This is a genomic window from Niallia endozanthoxylica (assembly GCF_008710145.1).
GTDB classification, from domain to species: Bacteria; Bacillota; Bacilli; order Bacillales; family Cytobacillaceae; genus Bacillus_BD; species Bacillus_BD endozanthoxylica.
The window spans coordinates 95,038-108,095 of the sequence record NZ_VYKL01000045.1; the positions used below are offsets into that span (position 1 = coordinate 95,038).

Annotated in this window: 19 protein-coding genes; 12 read left to right on the top strand and 7 right to left on the bottom strand. The window is 34.0% G+C overall.

All coding sequences use genetic code 11. The annotated features are described in order from the left end of the window. Positions 1-145 precede the first annotated feature (145 nt). From F4V44_RS23730 to F4V44_RS23755, 6 genes are all read left to right on the top strand, one after another. Complete coding sequence (locus F4V44_RS23730) at positions 146-904, top strand: MerR family transcriptional regulator (protein ID WP_150442486.1); 759 nt, start codon at positions 146-148, stop codon at positions 902-904. Beyond that, positions 905-1,249, top strand: a complete 345-nt coding sequence (locus F4V44_RS28475; protein ID WP_396897515.1) for a CPBP family glutamic-type intramembrane protease — start codon at positions 905-907, stop codon at positions 1,247-1,249. It begins immediately after the preceding gene. A gap of 395 nt (positions 1,250-1,644) precedes the next feature. Beyond that, entirely contained in the window at positions 1,645-2,721 is a 1,077-nt protein-coding gene (locus tag F4V44_RS23740; RefSeq protein ID WP_150442488.1) for a hypothetical protein, read from the top strand. After that, positions 2,721-3,374 carry an Ig-like domain-containing protein gene (locus F4V44_RS23745; protein WP_150442489.1) on the top strand — a complete coding sequence of 218 codons (654 nt, stop codon included), beginning with the start codon at positions 2,721-2,723 and terminating at the stop codon, positions 3,372-3,374. Before F4V44_RS23740 ends, F4V44_RS23745 begins: the two co-directional genes overlap by 1 nt. Before the next feature lie 16 nt (positions 3,375-3,390). Beyond that, positions 3,391-4,113, top strand: coding sequence for an S-layer homology domain-containing protein (locus F4V44_RS23750; RefSeq protein ID WP_150442490.1), 723 nt, complete (start codon positions 3,391-3,393; stop codon positions 4,111-4,113). 466 nt (positions 4,114-4,579) lie between these two features. Next, the gene (locus F4V44_RS23755) at positions 4,580-5,002 is read left to right on the top strand and encodes an HIT family protein (RefSeq protein ID WP_150442491.1); all 423 of its coding nucleotides are present in this window, start codon (positions 4,580-4,582) and stop codon (positions 5,000-5,002) included. Positions 5,003-5,353: 351 nt separating this feature from the next. Here F4V44_RS23755 and F4V44_RS23760 read toward each other — a convergent pair whose 3' ends face one another. Then, positions 5,354-5,542, bottom strand: a complete 189-nt coding sequence (locus F4V44_RS23760; RefSeq protein ID WP_150442492.1) for a hypothetical protein — start codon at positions 5,540-5,542, stop codon at positions 5,354-5,356. A 269-nt stretch (positions 5,543-5,811) separates the two neighbouring features. Between F4V44_RS23760 and F4V44_RS23765 the strand changes: the two genes are divergently transcribed. Further along, positions 5,812-6,000: a hypothetical protein gene (locus F4V44_RS23765; protein ID WP_150442493.1), complete on the top strand. Its 189-nt coding sequence runs from the start codon at positions 5,812-5,814 to the stop codon at positions 5,998-6,000. A 23-nt stretch (positions 6,001-6,023) separates the two neighbouring features. Here F4V44_RS23765 and F4V44_RS23770 read toward each other — a convergent pair whose 3' ends face one another. Continuing rightward, the gene (locus tag F4V44_RS23770; RefSeq protein WP_150442494.1) at positions 6,024-6,350 is read right to left on the bottom strand and encodes a hypothetical protein; all 327 of its coding nucleotides are present in this window, start codon (positions 6,348-6,350) and stop codon (positions 6,024-6,026) included. Positions 6,351-6,503: 153 nt separating this feature from the next. On the opposite strand from F4V44_RS23770, the gene F4V44_RS27615 reads away from it, so the two are divergent. Further along, a complete protein-coding gene (locus tag F4V44_RS27615; RefSeq protein ID WP_191090830.1) occupies positions 6,504-6,665 on the top strand; it encodes a hypothetical protein in 162 nt (53 codons plus the stop codon). Here the strand turns inward: F4V44_RS27615 and F4V44_RS23775 are convergent. Then, the gene (locus F4V44_RS23775; RefSeq protein ID WP_150442495.1) at positions 6,635-7,114 is read right to left on the bottom strand and encodes a DinB family protein; all 480 of its coding nucleotides are present in this window, start codon (positions 7,112-7,114) and stop codon (positions 6,635-6,637) included. The genes F4V44_RS27615 and F4V44_RS23775 overlap by 31 nt on opposite strands. A gap of 242 nt (positions 7,115-7,356) precedes the next feature. On the opposite strand from F4V44_RS23775, the gene F4V44_RS23780 reads away from it, so the two are divergent. Together F4V44_RS23780 and F4V44_RS23785 are read left to right on the top strand one after the other, a co-directional pair. Then, entirely contained in the window at positions 7,357-7,650 is a 294-nt protein-coding gene (locus F4V44_RS23780) for a hypothetical protein (RefSeq protein WP_150442496.1), read from the top strand. A 50-nt stretch (positions 7,651-7,700) separates the two neighbouring features. Next, positions 7,701-8,006 (top strand): hypothetical protein, encoded by a 306-nt coding sequence (locus F4V44_RS23785; protein WP_150442497.1) that lies wholly within the window; start codon positions 7,701-7,703, stop codon positions 8,004-8,006. Between the two features lie 145 nt (positions 8,007-8,151). Here F4V44_RS23785 and F4V44_RS23790 read toward each other — a convergent pair whose 3' ends face one another. Continuing rightward, a complete protein-coding gene (locus tag F4V44_RS23790) occupies positions 8,152-8,364 on the bottom strand; it encodes a PepSY domain-containing protein (RefSeq protein ID WP_396897516.1) in 213 nt (70 codons plus the stop codon). A 257-nt stretch (positions 8,365-8,621) separates the two neighbouring features. Here F4V44_RS23790 and F4V44_RS23795 point away from each other — a divergent pair, with 257 nt between their 5' ends. Continuing rightward, positions 8,622-8,870: a hypothetical protein gene (locus tag F4V44_RS23795; protein WP_150442499.1), complete on the top strand. Its 249-nt coding sequence runs from the start codon at positions 8,622-8,624 to the stop codon at positions 8,868-8,870. A gap of 417 nt (positions 8,871-9,287) precedes the next feature. Here F4V44_RS23795 and F4V44_RS23800 read toward each other — a convergent pair whose 3' ends face one another. Both F4V44_RS23800 and F4V44_RS23805 read right to left on the bottom strand, forming a co-directional pair. After that, on the bottom strand, positions 9,288-10,244 hold the full coding sequence (locus F4V44_RS23800) for a TRM11 family SAM-dependent methyltransferase (RefSeq protein WP_150442500.1): 957 nt from the start codon (positions 10,242-10,244) through the stop codon (positions 9,288-9,290). A 460-nt stretch (positions 10,245-10,704) separates the two neighbouring features. Further along, complete coding sequence (locus F4V44_RS23805; protein WP_150442501.1) at positions 10,705-11,178, bottom strand: hypothetical protein; 474 nt, start codon at positions 11,176-11,178, stop codon at positions 10,705-10,707. Positions 11,179-11,601: 423 nt separating this feature from the next. On the opposite strand from F4V44_RS23805, the gene rluF reads away from it, so the two are divergent. Continuing rightward, a complete protein-coding gene (gene rluF / locus F4V44_RS23810; RefSeq protein ID WP_150442502.1) occupies positions 11,602-12,309 on the top strand; it encodes a 23S rRNA pseudouridine(2604) synthase RluF in 708 nt (235 codons plus the stop codon). A 158-nt stretch (positions 12,310-12,467) separates the two neighbouring features. On the opposite strand, the gene rlmH is transcribed toward rluF, so the two are convergent. Further along, complete coding sequence (gene rlmH / locus F4V44_RS23815; RefSeq protein WP_150442503.1) at positions 12,468-12,947, bottom strand: 23S rRNA (pseudouridine(1915)-N(3))-methyltransferase RlmH; 480 nt, start codon at positions 12,945-12,947, stop codon at positions 12,468-12,470. Positions 12,948-13,058 lie beyond the last annotated feature (111 nt).

The window sequence follows — 13,058 nt, forward strand, 5'->3', positions numbered from 1 at the left end:
TGACTCACCGCACCTATTTAATCTGCAGCTTTTTCAAAACCTTATACCATAGGCATCATATTTTTAACTTAATTAATTTCCCTTGAACCTAACGTAACGTGATGTTTTATGATAAGGATAGGAATTAAAAGAGGGGGAGATTAAGATGACAGAGCACTATTCGGTTGGGGAATTTGCAAAAAGAACAGGAGTGAGTGTCCGAACGCTGCACTATTATGATGAACTGGGACTTTTAACTCCACAACGTACAGAGAGCGGAAGAAGGTTTTATAATTATTCCCATTTTGTGACGATGCAAAAAATTGTTACATTAAAGTTTCTTGGTTTTTCCCTAGAACAAATGAAAGGGCTGCTTTTTCAAAACCATTGGAATGTGAAGGAGTCCTTACAGTTTCAGAAAAAGCTCATGGAAGAAAAGCTTTGCCAAATGAAAAGAGTTCTCAATGCATTAGAACATGCTATTCATCTGGCTGACGAGCAAGGTCCAATTGATGCAAGTATTTTTATCTCCATTATCCAAGGAATTCAGCTCCAGGATGAACACAAAGAATGGCTAAAAGGAATTTACTCTGAAGAAAGGTTGGAGGAAATATTTAGCATTTCAACAGAAAAACAGCAGACTTTTGAAAAAAAATTTGCGGCTATCCTTTCTGAATTAAAAAACAAATCTGGAAGCAATCCTGCCGGTGCAGATGTTCAACAACTAATACTCAAATTAATGGATATGCTCCAAGAAATAGTCGGTGAGGACCTGCATTCTTTTTTTAAAGAAGTAGATGGCTTTGAACTAGAGAAAGAAGATCCAATGCAAACTTTGCCGCTTGCACCGGACGAAGTGGAGTGGGTAAGAGAGGCCATCAAAATTTTCCTGGGAAATATCGGGACTGAGGAGGAACCAAGATGAATCGTCGAGGAAGTTATCTTCCGTTTTGGTATAATGAGTTTTTTTGTCTGGATTGGCAACCTTTTAAGTGCTCCATCAATCTTCTCTATTTGTGCGGCCAATTTACTTGCAAGCCTTTTATTTGCCCTTGCTCACCTGCCAGGAATCTACCAAATGAAGACTCCTGTGACTAAAACCATTCTTTTCTACTCTTTCACTATGAATCTATTAGTCGGTTTAATATGCGGCTGGTTGTACTGGCAAAATGGACTTGCAGCAGCTATCATATGTCACATGCTTTTTCATTTGGTATGGTATTCATTTGAAAAATTTATATTTAGATTTCCGATTAAAAATGAAGTTTGAATATGTTTTTATTGTCCTAAACCTATTTTGATTGACACCTAGAATTTCACCAGGTGATTTTTTTTCAACCATTAATTAAACCCAACAGGATTATCCGGACGGCTTTTTCATTTATAGTTTTTATGTTTTTCCTCTGCGGTAAATCCTTTTAGTTAAAAAATTGCCGCTGCTTATGTTACGGTTCACCGTAACATCTTAATTAGCGGTTCTAATAGTAAAGATACTAGTTACTTCATAATTACTTCTAAGTATTTGCATTATCTACCAACTATAATCAGCTGCCAAACTACTATAAAAGTAATCTTACGACACCTTGAGAACTCATATTAATAATGTTATATTTTTATATAGGAATATTATACTACATTTGGAATATTAAACAGGAAGGTGAAAAAATGGTTTCTCTAAAAAAGTACAATGTGTTCCGTAAAACGATTGTTATATTAGCAATACTATTTTTAATAAGTAATATTGTCTTCCCTATGAAATCAAAGGCAGATATCGTGAAAGACCCGGATGTAGGCTATCTGGATGCCTTTAGACCTGGAACTAGCAATCCATATGCTATTGTGATTGAATTTGATAAGCTAATACAATTCTCGTCAGGTCGTATAGGCCCATTACCATCCTCTACCACGTATGGACCTTTCACTGAAATTAAACTAATACATGCTGGTAATGAGGTACCCATTAGATTAGTGATATCTGATAATAAATTGTTGATTTACCCTGATCCAGCAAGTTCAGCAAGTTCAGGAGACCTATTATGGGGAGAGAATAAGGATTACGAACTAACTATTACAGGTCCCATTGTTGAAAACATAGATTCCTCGTACGCTTTTGGTACCCCAAACCCGTCATATATTTTTAGAATTAGTACCTATTCTTTAACCTTTGAAGAATTAATGTCCGGTTCTCGGAAAATCAATACCATTATTAAGGATTATACACCAAGAAAGATAAATGTACTTTCTCCAAAACGGTATATAGATGTAATTGATATTATCCATAAACGTCAGGATCTTGTTCAGGGCAGTACAACCGAATCCGTTACGAATATTGATGTTACCATTAATCATGGTTCACCTGCAAATCGATTAATTAAACGTATTGAAGTGACCCCGAAAAAAAATGGCGCCGATTTGCAAATAACAAAAGTAATAGATAATTTACATCTACAATCCCTTTCTGGTAATAAACTTTATGATTTTGGTTTTACTCGTTTACCCGATACAAGCGGATTTGATTTTGAGGTATTAGTATACGACATAAACGATAACCTTTTAGATAAAAGAATTGTTAAAGTCCCATATGAACAAAGTACGACCACAATAATTAAGCAAAGAGACCGCTATACCACTGCGGGTAAAACATATACTCTATATGATTTATTAAAGACTCCAACGAATTTACAAAAGTTGTTAGATGAAAATCGAATGGATGAAATAACGGTTCAGGTGGTGCAGGAGTAATGATTAAGAAAAAATGGAGAATAGCAACCATCTTATTTGTTTTTACCATGCTACTCATTATGCCCATAACAACACTGGGTTCCTCCAACGATACAGACGTTTGGAGTACTAAAACAATAAGTGAAACTAATAAAGTTTGGACAGTTTCCTTTAGTCAGCCTTTAAAAGAATCATCAATTAAAAAAACAACTGTTTATATTGAAGATGAACGCTATCGATTATTTTTTACAGATGTCGCCCTTTCTGAGGATAAAAAGTCAATTATTGTCACCCCGAAGAATGCTTATCAGGAAAATATAACGTATAAACTAAATATCTCCAAAGAGATTATGTCAGAAAAAGGGAAAAAGCTAGCAAATAATATTATTTTACCCTTTGTTTTAAATGGCACTACTGAAAATGGAAACCAAGAAATTGCTAAAGAACCTATTAGTAACGTGACAATTACTCCTTTAGCTTATGCTAGCAGGATTACTGCTATTAGCAATGACACTGTTAACAGGGTTACTGCTAATTCTAAAGACATGCATTATGAGGGAGATAACACTTATAGCCTTGGTATAATTGATTTGAGCTCAGGCGATAATGTAAGAATAGAAGCCTATGATATTAAAGGAAAAAAAGTATTTTCAAAGGATTATAAAGTAAATTAATACGAGGGGTTATAAAATGAAGAAAATTGGACTATTCATTCTTGCAGTTTTCTTAGTAAGCCCCTTTTTTCTAGGATTTACTGTTACTGCAAAAACGACATTTAAAGATATATCAAGCAAGTATTGGGCAAAGGACGAAATAGACTATTTATCAACAAAGAAAATTATTAATGGATACTCTAATGGAAACTTTGGTCCTAACGATTCTATTAAAAGAGTAGATGCAGCTACAATGATTGTTAGAGCTTTAGAACTGGATACTTCTAACCGCCCTAATATTAACCTTTATGATGTAACAAAAAAATCATATGGATATGATACAATTGCAACTGTTATCGACGAAGGCATTTTCTTTGGCAATAATGGATACTTTTATCCTGACAATACATTAACGAGAGCTGAAATGGCAGCCATCCTTAATCGAGCTTTTCAATTAGAAGAGAAAAATACAAAAGTATCTTTCAAAGACTTAGATACCAAATATTGGGCTTATAAAGATATTCAAGCTTTAGCAACCAATAATATCACTTCTGGTTATGAAGATAACACTTTTAAACCCAACCAAACTATAACAAGAGCTGAGTTTTCTGCTTTCATGTCTCGTGTCTTAAAAAATCCTACTGTGGTAGATGATCATAAAGAACCGGTAGTTGATCCTCCAGAAACAATCGAAAACAATGGGAATGGGAATACGAATAATAAAGACAGTCAAAACTTTGAAGTAATTCAAATTTATTAGAAACTTACGCATCATCTCACTATCACTCTTTCAAATCATCTATTACTTAAATGAAGCCGGCGGAACACCGATAATCGAATCATCAAGTTCAGGCGAAAAATTGACCAATGTACCAGTAAGTGTCAAGGCCAGGCAGATAATACAATAAATAAACATAATCCCCCTATTAAAAAGGTTTTAATAGGGGGATTTATTATTCTAGTTAATAAAAAACGAAATTTTGTTAATCTTTATTTTTCACCGTTACTATGGTGCGGCTCTCCGTGACTAATCTAAATGAGGCGCTTTTTAATTTGCCGTTTTCCATTTATAAAAGGGGAATATATTTATTATTTCCAATAACTAATTCCCGTATATTCCTTTTGAAGTCAGTTAAACTATACAATAGTATCTTACTCGAGCATAGTAAATTATGAAAAGGATAATTAGCCGCCAAGACTAAATTAGATTAAAGTGAGGATGAGAGATGGAATTAAATAAAAATTGTATGTATTGTATGGAAGATGAAAAACGAGACAATCTTATGATTGAGATAGCTAAACTAGATGTTTCCACAATCTTTCTATTTAAAGAGCAAACCTATCTAGGCAGATGTAACGTTGTATATCAGGATCATGTAAAGGAACTTTTTGACCTTAACGAACAGGAATTATCTTTATTTATGAACGATGTAAAAAGGGTGGCAATTGCTGTGGACAATGCCTTTCAACCAAATAAGATTAATTATGGTGCATATGGAGACACATTGCATCATCTACATATGCACGTGGTCCCAAAATATGAGGGAAAAGATAACTGGGGATCGACTTTTGAAATGAATCCCGGTAAGACTTACTTAACTGATACTGAGTATGCAGATGTAATAGCGAAGATCAAAGGAAATTTATAATTAGATATATTCAGGGCGAACGGTGTCACCGTCCGAAATATTTTTTCAAGGCCCTTAACTTTTTAATCAAATCACTAAAAGCTTACTCAAAATGGATCTGTCTTTTAGTGATTTGATTTCAAACGTACTTAAAAACCCCATTTATTTATGGTACAGTCCACCGCAACTAGTTAACTAGCAGTTTTTTAGACCCCTATATTAGCCTAATCGGTTCTTATAAAATTTGCCCAGTTTAGTGTTTACACACCATTTCTTATTAGCTTGTTTTATAGATGTGTAATTAAGCACGTAATTCAAGGTAAAATCAAAAAACACCCTGCTCCGCGACTAAAGCAAAACAGGGCCTTACTATTAGTGCAAGCGATCTAAAGCTTGATAGTCTTTCATATATGGACCATTATCCGCTACGGCTGAATGGTATAGTGCTTTAATGGCTAAATTTTTCTCTAAGCCCATTTCGACTTTTATCTTCTTTAGCTCATCATGCAATTCACGGTGCTCATTTATTAATTTTGTCATGATCGTTTTACTATATTTCATCTTGTCACATCCCTAATGCATTATTTTTATAAATACAACCTTTAAATAGATAAACTCAGGAAATTTGTGCGGGATAGTAAAATCTTCTGGCAACTAATGCCTTTCTAAAATTTTGTAGAGCGTATTTGTTTGAAACCGCATCTATTTATGATACGGTTCACCACACCAAGTATACCAACAGTTTTTATACATGATATAGTGGCACTGTTCCTTGGAGCTAATAATACAGCATAATGAAAAATAGGAAGTTAAAGTCTGGAGATAATTAAATGAAAAGATTAAATGGATATGCAGCAGTATTAATCAAAGAAATAATCCGTGAAGGAGAATCGATTTTTGAAATCAAAGGGAAGAAATACTTTTTATCTTTAATTCAGGAATCTGAAACAACAGTAAATGAAGACGTTGAAGGTAATACCAAATTAAAACAGAAGCCATTGATATGTTTTCTGTCATGATGGAAAAGAATATGAAAAAATTCCTACCTTTTGATTTGAAGAATATAACAAGCTCCATCTTCTGCAAAATATAGATATTCCCCTTGCTGCACATTAAAAAAGACATTCTCTTTATCATATACTAGCTTCTTTATTTTATTAAAATTTTCAAATAGGTGCTTAGGTGGGCTAATAATGATATCTTCACTTCTATCTGTTACCACAAATCCTTTAGGATTGGATTTCCTTTTAGGCTTCAATTCTACATACCATTTTCCATTCAAAAGCATTGTATTTGCTCTAATAGAACACTTCCTGTTTTGTACTGTCCAAGTATTACTACAATTACAGCGATGAATTTTACTCTTCATAACCTCAACCTTCTTTCATTTTCTTTAATCCGTTATATACCTGATGTTCGAAAAAATAAAAATGAGAAAGGTCTTGATGAGTCGCTGATCTCCTGTTCACGTGTTAATTTTACTTTACTGCTCACGGACTTGATAGCAGAATGAGCATTTTTTATGAATTGTTATAATACCCGACTTACGTATAGACGAATTGGGATGGATAGTAAATATGAATACGCTGAATTGCTGGAATTTATGCCATACCGTAATTGGATGATTGCGGCATGGCACTCAGCACTGCTTCTTCAATTATTGGATCCTTCAATTGCTCGTTGAATCGCATAAATAACTCCCGTATGCATTCCTTCATGGTGTAAACTAAACGCTAGAATTTCCCCGATTGTTTCCATCTTAAAACCAAGCCGAACAAAGGGTTTTGTTGCTTTTTCCTGCAGGCGGTTTTCGAGAGATTCCTTGATGTAAGCAGTTTGCTTTTTTAATTCATAGGATAAGGTTTGCAACGTTGGCGGTTCTACCTGCCATTCGCTTGGTCTCGTCCGATTGCCAAATAGGGTGATAAATTCTTGAGAAAGTTGTTGCGGTAATCCTACAAAGTTCGAAGCAAGCTGATCTTGAACAATTAAAATATGACCAACGTTCCAACGAATCGTATTGTTAAATCCCTTAGGCATAATATCAGCCACATCTTCTGTAATAGACTCCAACTTTTGGAGAGTAATGGCTCGAACCACTTCCACTTGTCTCAGCACCATATCATTCATCATAATACCCAACCTCCATTTTTATGTATCCAACTAGCTGCCACAGAGTCATCAACCATCCGCATTTCCTGCGCCAATCACAATCGTACTTTTATTCTTCACTTCATATCCCTCACAAACAATTACATTGGTCCATTATCCATACTTCTCTTTGCATAGGCCTGCTAGTCTCCAAAAAAACTGCCTCTATTTATGGTACGGTTCTCCACCCATTATTAGGTGGTAAATTATTTTCTAACGATAAAATGAAATATAAAAATGTAAGAGATTTTAAGATTGAGTTTAATCCAAAGAGATTAAATTCAAATGAAGAAGATTATATTAAAGAAAAAGTTCTTCCTTTGCTAAGGCACGTTGGATTCACAAGAATTGATTTTGCTTTTGATATAGAAGAAAATTTATCAGATTACATCTACTATGAAGGAAATAGTCCCAAAAAGGTTGGAAAATTTATTGGCAAGAACGGGAAATTAGAAACAATGTATATAGGTAGCAAAGAAAGTAACAACTTCAAAAACGTAAACATTGGTGGCGTATAGAAATTCGTGTTAGACATGACAAAGCGCACCCAGAAATATCAGAAGATGAGTTGTTTCAATCTTTACACCTTATTAAACCAAGCTTTAGTAATACAAAACGTATTCATGACCAAGCACTCATATTTTTCCTAAATACCTTTCCAGAAAAAATTGAGGAAATGAATTACAAAGCCAAAAAAAGAGCACGGGAATTACTATTAAATACATCAGATTTTGACTTAGTACGTGTATTACGATTAGCATTTGCACGAAATAGGAATAAATTAGAAACCCAATTAAAAGATTATCTATCTTCTTCTAATTTACAGGAATATGAAATTGAACAGCTTTATACATTTGATGAAAAAAATCAATGAGATATGGTGAAGAAATTGAAACAAAAAAACTTACTTTTTCATCTAACTATAAACTACGTCATTTTCATAATGAGAAAAGACCATCAGATTATTAGAAGATGGTCTTTTCTTTTCAATTAAAGCACCGGTTCGAGAATAGCTTATTTTAGTCATTATCATTTTCTTGTTCAATTTTTAAGATTTTACCGTTTTTTGCGAGTATCTCTACTTCAAATATCATGCCTTGTGGTGTCATAATGAATACCTCATAAACTAAAACACCATTTTCTAAATCCATATCCACATGCATAACCTTCCCAGGTACTCTTTGAAGGGCTATTTCTTTGGCTTGTTGCATTGTAATCCTTTGTCTATGCATAGGTACTGGGTTGCCATAAGGAAAATCTTGATACACTTAAAATTCCTCCTCATAAGAAAATCAACTCATTTATCTATATACATCTGACAAGTTCAAGGTTCCAGAACGATACTGCCCGTTTAACAATTAATTTTATTATTAAATTTAAATACCATTTAACATTATTTCAGATAATTTTTTAACACATTTTCTAAATTTAAATTATTATTTATTTGCTAAAGGAGCATTTAGCCTTTTATTTTAAAGGAGTGATGATTATGTTTTTAAGTGGTAAAGGTCGCGTCATTTCTAGCGGTCATTTTAATACAAAAAATAATAAAAAGATGAGCGTATTAACTGTTCAAATTAATGGTGAGATACATAAATTTTTTGGAAGTGGAAAAGTTCCTCAATTCAATTTCGGAGATATGATTGAGTTTTTATTAATAGCTCAAAAACAAGAAGGACAGGGATATACTTTTTACTTGGCAAAAGCCGAAGAAATTAGCAAAAAAACTGAGCAATAAACAAAAAACGGTAGATAGCTCTACCGCCTTAAACATTAAACAATTTCAACAGAGTATTATCAACTATTAATTCAAAATTTTGCTTTACCATCACTTGTGGTACGGTTCTCCGTACTATATCTAAATGAGGAGATTTTTATCCATCAACAGGATTTGCTCCTATATTTTATTCAAAGAATTGGTGCTTCTTCTGTAAATTCCTTTTGCGATGAATTATTTTTATAATTGGAAATGCTATAAGTGCTGCTACAAAAATATTATAAATACCCGTAGTTGAATTAATAAATCCTAAACCCTATTACAGCATATTTGTCGACAAATAGAAATAAGGTTATTGAAGGAATTTACTGTTAAAATGTTCTTTTCCATAGAAAAGGACCAATACAATAAATTGATCCACCCTTCCACCCCCATGCATTAATAACAAATAATTATCTGGCGTATAAATTTCCCCTTTACAACTTCACATCGATCTGCTATTTCAAAACCCACTTCATTAAGTATTCCATCTATATCTTCAGTCGTCACAACGACCATTTTTTTAGCGAAGCGACGTGCGCATTGGAGCATTTCAAATTTTTCCTTATCTGAAACGACTGAGCAAAGGTTATAAGGCATGTCTATAATTGCAACATCATACATTTCTGTTATGTCTCTGATATCCCTTAAAAATATAGATCCAGAAAGTCCAAAATGCGTGAGATTATTACGAATGCCTTTCATTACTAAAGGATTGTAATCACTACCTATGATATTAACTCCCATAGATAAGGCCTCTACCAATACTGTCCCTATGCCACAGCATGGATCAATCACTTTAACGCCTGTTAATTCTGGAACTGCAATATTCACAAGTGCTCTGGCCACTCGTGTAGTTAATGCAGTTGAGTAGTTATGAGGCTTTTGTTGATGAATCAGCCAAATGCCTTGATTTTCTGAATAGTACCCGAAAAACCATTTTCCTTTTACCTTGGTAATTGCGAATACTATCTCAGGATGATCAAGATTCGCTACACCTGGAATCAAACATGCAACTTGTCTAGCGATCTCTTTCCTTTCTTGAAACCCCATTTTATCTAGATGATCTATATCTCGATAGTTGATTCCGATTACCTTGTATGTACCATTCAATGGAGGCATTTCCCGAACACCTCTTAGTAAGTCTTCCAAGGTATCACAGATAAATAGAACTTCTATTTTCTCTTTTATAAAGGGGCTCCTACTTGGGTCTATATTAATGCTGCTCTCTAATACAAATGTATGTAAGTTAGAGCGAAACATTGAACGAACTTCCAGTTTACATAAATACTGTTCTTCTTCAGCACAATTGAATGTATATAAATAGGTATGTGGCACTAAACTATTTTGGCTCAAGTTCTTTCTCCTCCTTTTTTCTTGGATAAGCCTTGAGTTGTTCCATTGTTTTATTAAATCTCAAGTCGCGTTGCTGGGACATAACTAAATAAATCATGTAATAAAAAATAGTATACTCTGTTTGTTATTGATCAGTTTGGTTGGAAAAACAAGTTCGTTCCATTGTGCTGCAGACACTCGCTTTCCACGGGGAGCAATCTGAGCCTTCTCGCTTCGCTGCGGGGTCTCAGACTTTGCTCTAACCCACCAAGAGTCGAGTGTCTTCCGCTCCATTCCACTAGTTTTCAAAGGGAGTATTTAACATCAACAACTCTATTTAATACACCAAATAAATACCCGAACCGTTATAGTTCGGGGTTTTGTCAACTTAAATACTTGTGTCCCAGCTTCTAACATGTTTCTACTTTTAAACTTCTTCCTATAAAGCCCACTTCATTTTATAAAGAAAGATCCCTTACAATCAAGATTTCTTAAATCCTTCTTCTTTTAGGTATTCACAAGCTTCCTCATAGCTCGAAAAACTATTTTCTAGATTGACGCCGGCATATATATTCCAAAAGCCTTCTTCTTGAAGAAGTAGAAGCGCATTATTTTTAGAATTAATCCATTCCTCTTGTTCCACTGATTCTTCAGCAATAGTCTTTTCTTCTATTGTATTGGGTGCTAATGATTGTATTGATTTTCCAATAATTTCTCTTAGTTCTGCCTCTGAAAAATTACGAATATTCACCATACCTTTATTATCTGTATCATACTCTTTTAGTTTGTCCGCATATACAAATCCATTTCCATTCGGATGTAAGTGATACACTACATTCCTTTTTTCACTTCCGCTTTCAACATAATGAAAATTGACACGTCTTAATGAAACATCTTTTCGTTCCAACTGAGGGAAGGATTCTATAACTTTTAGTTTTTCTTCAAATGATAACATGTTTGCCTCCAAGTTTTTTTTGCTCATTATATCATTACTAGATTTCTTCAACAAAAGCCTAATCAGTGCTATAATTAAAATCTTGATTTAAGTGTGGTACTGTTCTGGATGCTGTATATAAGTTTATTCATTTCTACAATCTTAAATGTTCCGATAAAATTAAATAACCTGATCCCCTATTAATTTAAGAATCAGGCTTCATTATTGTGCTTTTTAATACTGTGTACACTGGTATTGCATAAAAGGGCATTGTTGTCTTTTGTAAATAAAAACCTCATTTACTTATGATACGGTTCTCCATGTTGTATCAAAGTGAGGTTTATTTTTTTTTATAATGACTAAAATAAAGTCTATATTTCATCCTAACTATAAAGTATATTTAGTATCTAGATAAAATAATCATCTGATTAAGGATGTGTCAACATGCGCATTAATAAATATATAAGTGAATCTGGAAAGGCATCTAGACGAGGCGCCGATAAACTAATTGCCGATGGGAGAGTTACTATTAATGGGAAACGGGTAACGATAGGCAGCCAAGTTGAACCTGGAGATGATGTTCGAGTAGATGGAAATCCAATCCGAGTAGCAAGGAATAATGTCTATATTGCCTTAAATAAACCTGTAGGCATTACTAGTACAACAGAAAAAGGTGTAAAGGGCAATATTGTCGATTTGGTCAACCATCCATTAAGAATATTTAATATTGGGCGTCTGGATAAAGATTCAGAGGGATTAATACTGCTTACGAACGATGGCGACATTGTTAACGAAATTCTGCGTTCTGAAAATAAGCATGAAAAGGAATATATCGTTTCAGTAGACAAGCCAATTACTCCTGAATTCCTGAAGAAAATGTCAGAGGGTGTCAAAATATTAGGTACAAAAACACTTCCATGTCAAACTTTTCAATTATCAAAGTTTGATTTTAAAATTATTCTAACACAGGGGTTAAATCGGCAAATTCGCCGTATGTGCGCTGAATTAGGATATGAAGTATATCGACTGCAAAGGATTCGAATTATGAATATTCACTTAGGCAACCTTCCTCCCGGACAATGGAGAGATCTATCCAAGAAAGAGCGAAACCAATTATTCAGAGATTTAAACTATGAGCCAAAAGAATGGTAAAAGCGTTGGAATATCGGGTTTAAGCAGGGATTATAACCATTGGATTAATATCCAGCTAAAGACAAAATTAACCTATAATTAAACCTTAGTACTTCTCTCCAAAAAGGAAGCACTAAGGAAAGTATGCTTAAGGATCGTCTGTACTTTGAAAACCTCATTTACTTATGATACGGCTCATTCCGATTAATTCGAAAAGCCCGGTATACCTGCTCAAGCAAGATTAGACGCATGAGCTGATGGGGGAAGGTCATTTTAGAAAAAGAGAGCTTTTCATCTGCCCGCTGTAATACTTCATTACTTAAACCAAGTGATCCTCCAATGACAAAAGCAATCTTACTTTTTCCATATGTAGCTAATTTATCGATCGTATCAGCTAATTCTTCAGATGATTTCATTTTCCCATCAATTGCTAGTGCAATAACGTATGTTTCTTGAGATAATTTTGCCAGCAGTTTTTCTCCCTCTTTGTTTTTTACTAGTTCCATCTCAGCGACACTCAACACTTCAGGTGCCTTTTCATCAGTTACTTCGATTACTTCTACTTTCGCATAACTTGATAATCGCTTTAGATATTCATCAATTCCTGCTTTTAAGTACTTCTCCTTTAGTTTTCCAACTGAAATAATTGAGATATTCACAATTTATCCTCACTTTACAAACAATTTACAAACAAGATATCCACAGGAGTTATCCACATATCCACACTAACTTTCCACATCTTGTATAGGATCATTCGTTCCCTACAAGAT

Excerpts from the sequence above, each read along its gene's own strand:
- F4V44_RS23760 (WP_150442492.1), bottom strand. The coding sequence starts at position 5,542 with ATGAAATATAGTAAAACGATCATGACAAAATTAATAAATGAGCACCGT.
- F4V44_RS23750 (WP_150442490.1), top strand. The coding sequence starts at position 3,391 with ATGAAGAAAATTGGACTATTCATTCTTGCAGTTTTCTTAGTAAGCCCC.
- F4V44_RS23765 (WP_150442493.1), top strand. The coding sequence starts at position 5,812 with ATGAAAAGATTAAATGGATATGCAGCAGTATTAATCAAAGAAATAATC.
- F4V44_RS23745 (WP_150442489.1), top strand. The coding sequence starts at position 2,721 with ATGATTAAGAAAAAATGGAGAATAGCAACCATCTTATTTGTTTTTACC.
- F4V44_RS23780 (WP_150442496.1), top strand. The coding sequence starts at position 7,357 with ATGAAATATAAAAATGTAAGAGATTTTAAGATTGAGTTTAATCCAAAG.
- F4V44_RS23730 (WP_150442486.1), top strand. The coding sequence starts at position 146 with ATGACAGAGCACTATTCGGTTGGGGAATTTGCAAAAAGAACAGGAGTG.
- F4V44_RS23790 (WP_396897516.1), bottom strand. The coding sequence starts at position 8,364 with ATGCATAGACAAAGGATTACAATGCAACAAGCCAAAGAAATAGCCCTT.
- F4V44_RS27615 (WP_191090830.1), top strand. The coding sequence starts at position 6,504 with ATGAATTGTTATAATACCCGACTTACGTATAGACGAATTGGGATGGAT.
- F4V44_RS23770 (WP_150442494.1), bottom strand. The coding sequence starts at position 6,350 with ATGAAGAGTAAAATTCATCGCTGTAATTGTAGTAATACTTGGACAGTA.
- rluF (WP_150442502.1), top strand. The coding sequence starts at position 11,602 with ATGCGCATTAATAAATATATAAGTGAATCTGGAAAGGCATCTAGACGA.
- F4V44_RS23775 (WP_150442495.1), bottom strand. The coding sequence starts at position 7,114 with ATGATGAATGATATGGTGCTGAGACAAGTGGAAGTGGTTCGAGCCATT.
- F4V44_RS23740 (WP_150442488.1), top strand. The coding sequence starts at position 1,645 with ATGGTTTCTCTAAAAAAGTACAATGTGTTCCGTAAAACGATTGTTATA.
- F4V44_RS23805 (WP_150442501.1), bottom strand. The coding sequence starts at position 11,178 with ATGTTATCATTTGAAGAAAAACTAAAAGTTATAGAATCCTTCCCTCAG.
- F4V44_RS23795 (WP_150442499.1), top strand. The coding sequence starts at position 8,622 with ATGTTTTTAAGTGGTAAAGGTCGCGTCATTTCTAGCGGTCATTTTAAT.
- F4V44_RS23755 (WP_150442491.1), top strand. The coding sequence starts at position 4,580 with ATGGAATTAAATAAAAATTGTATGTATTGTATGGAAGATGAAAAACGA.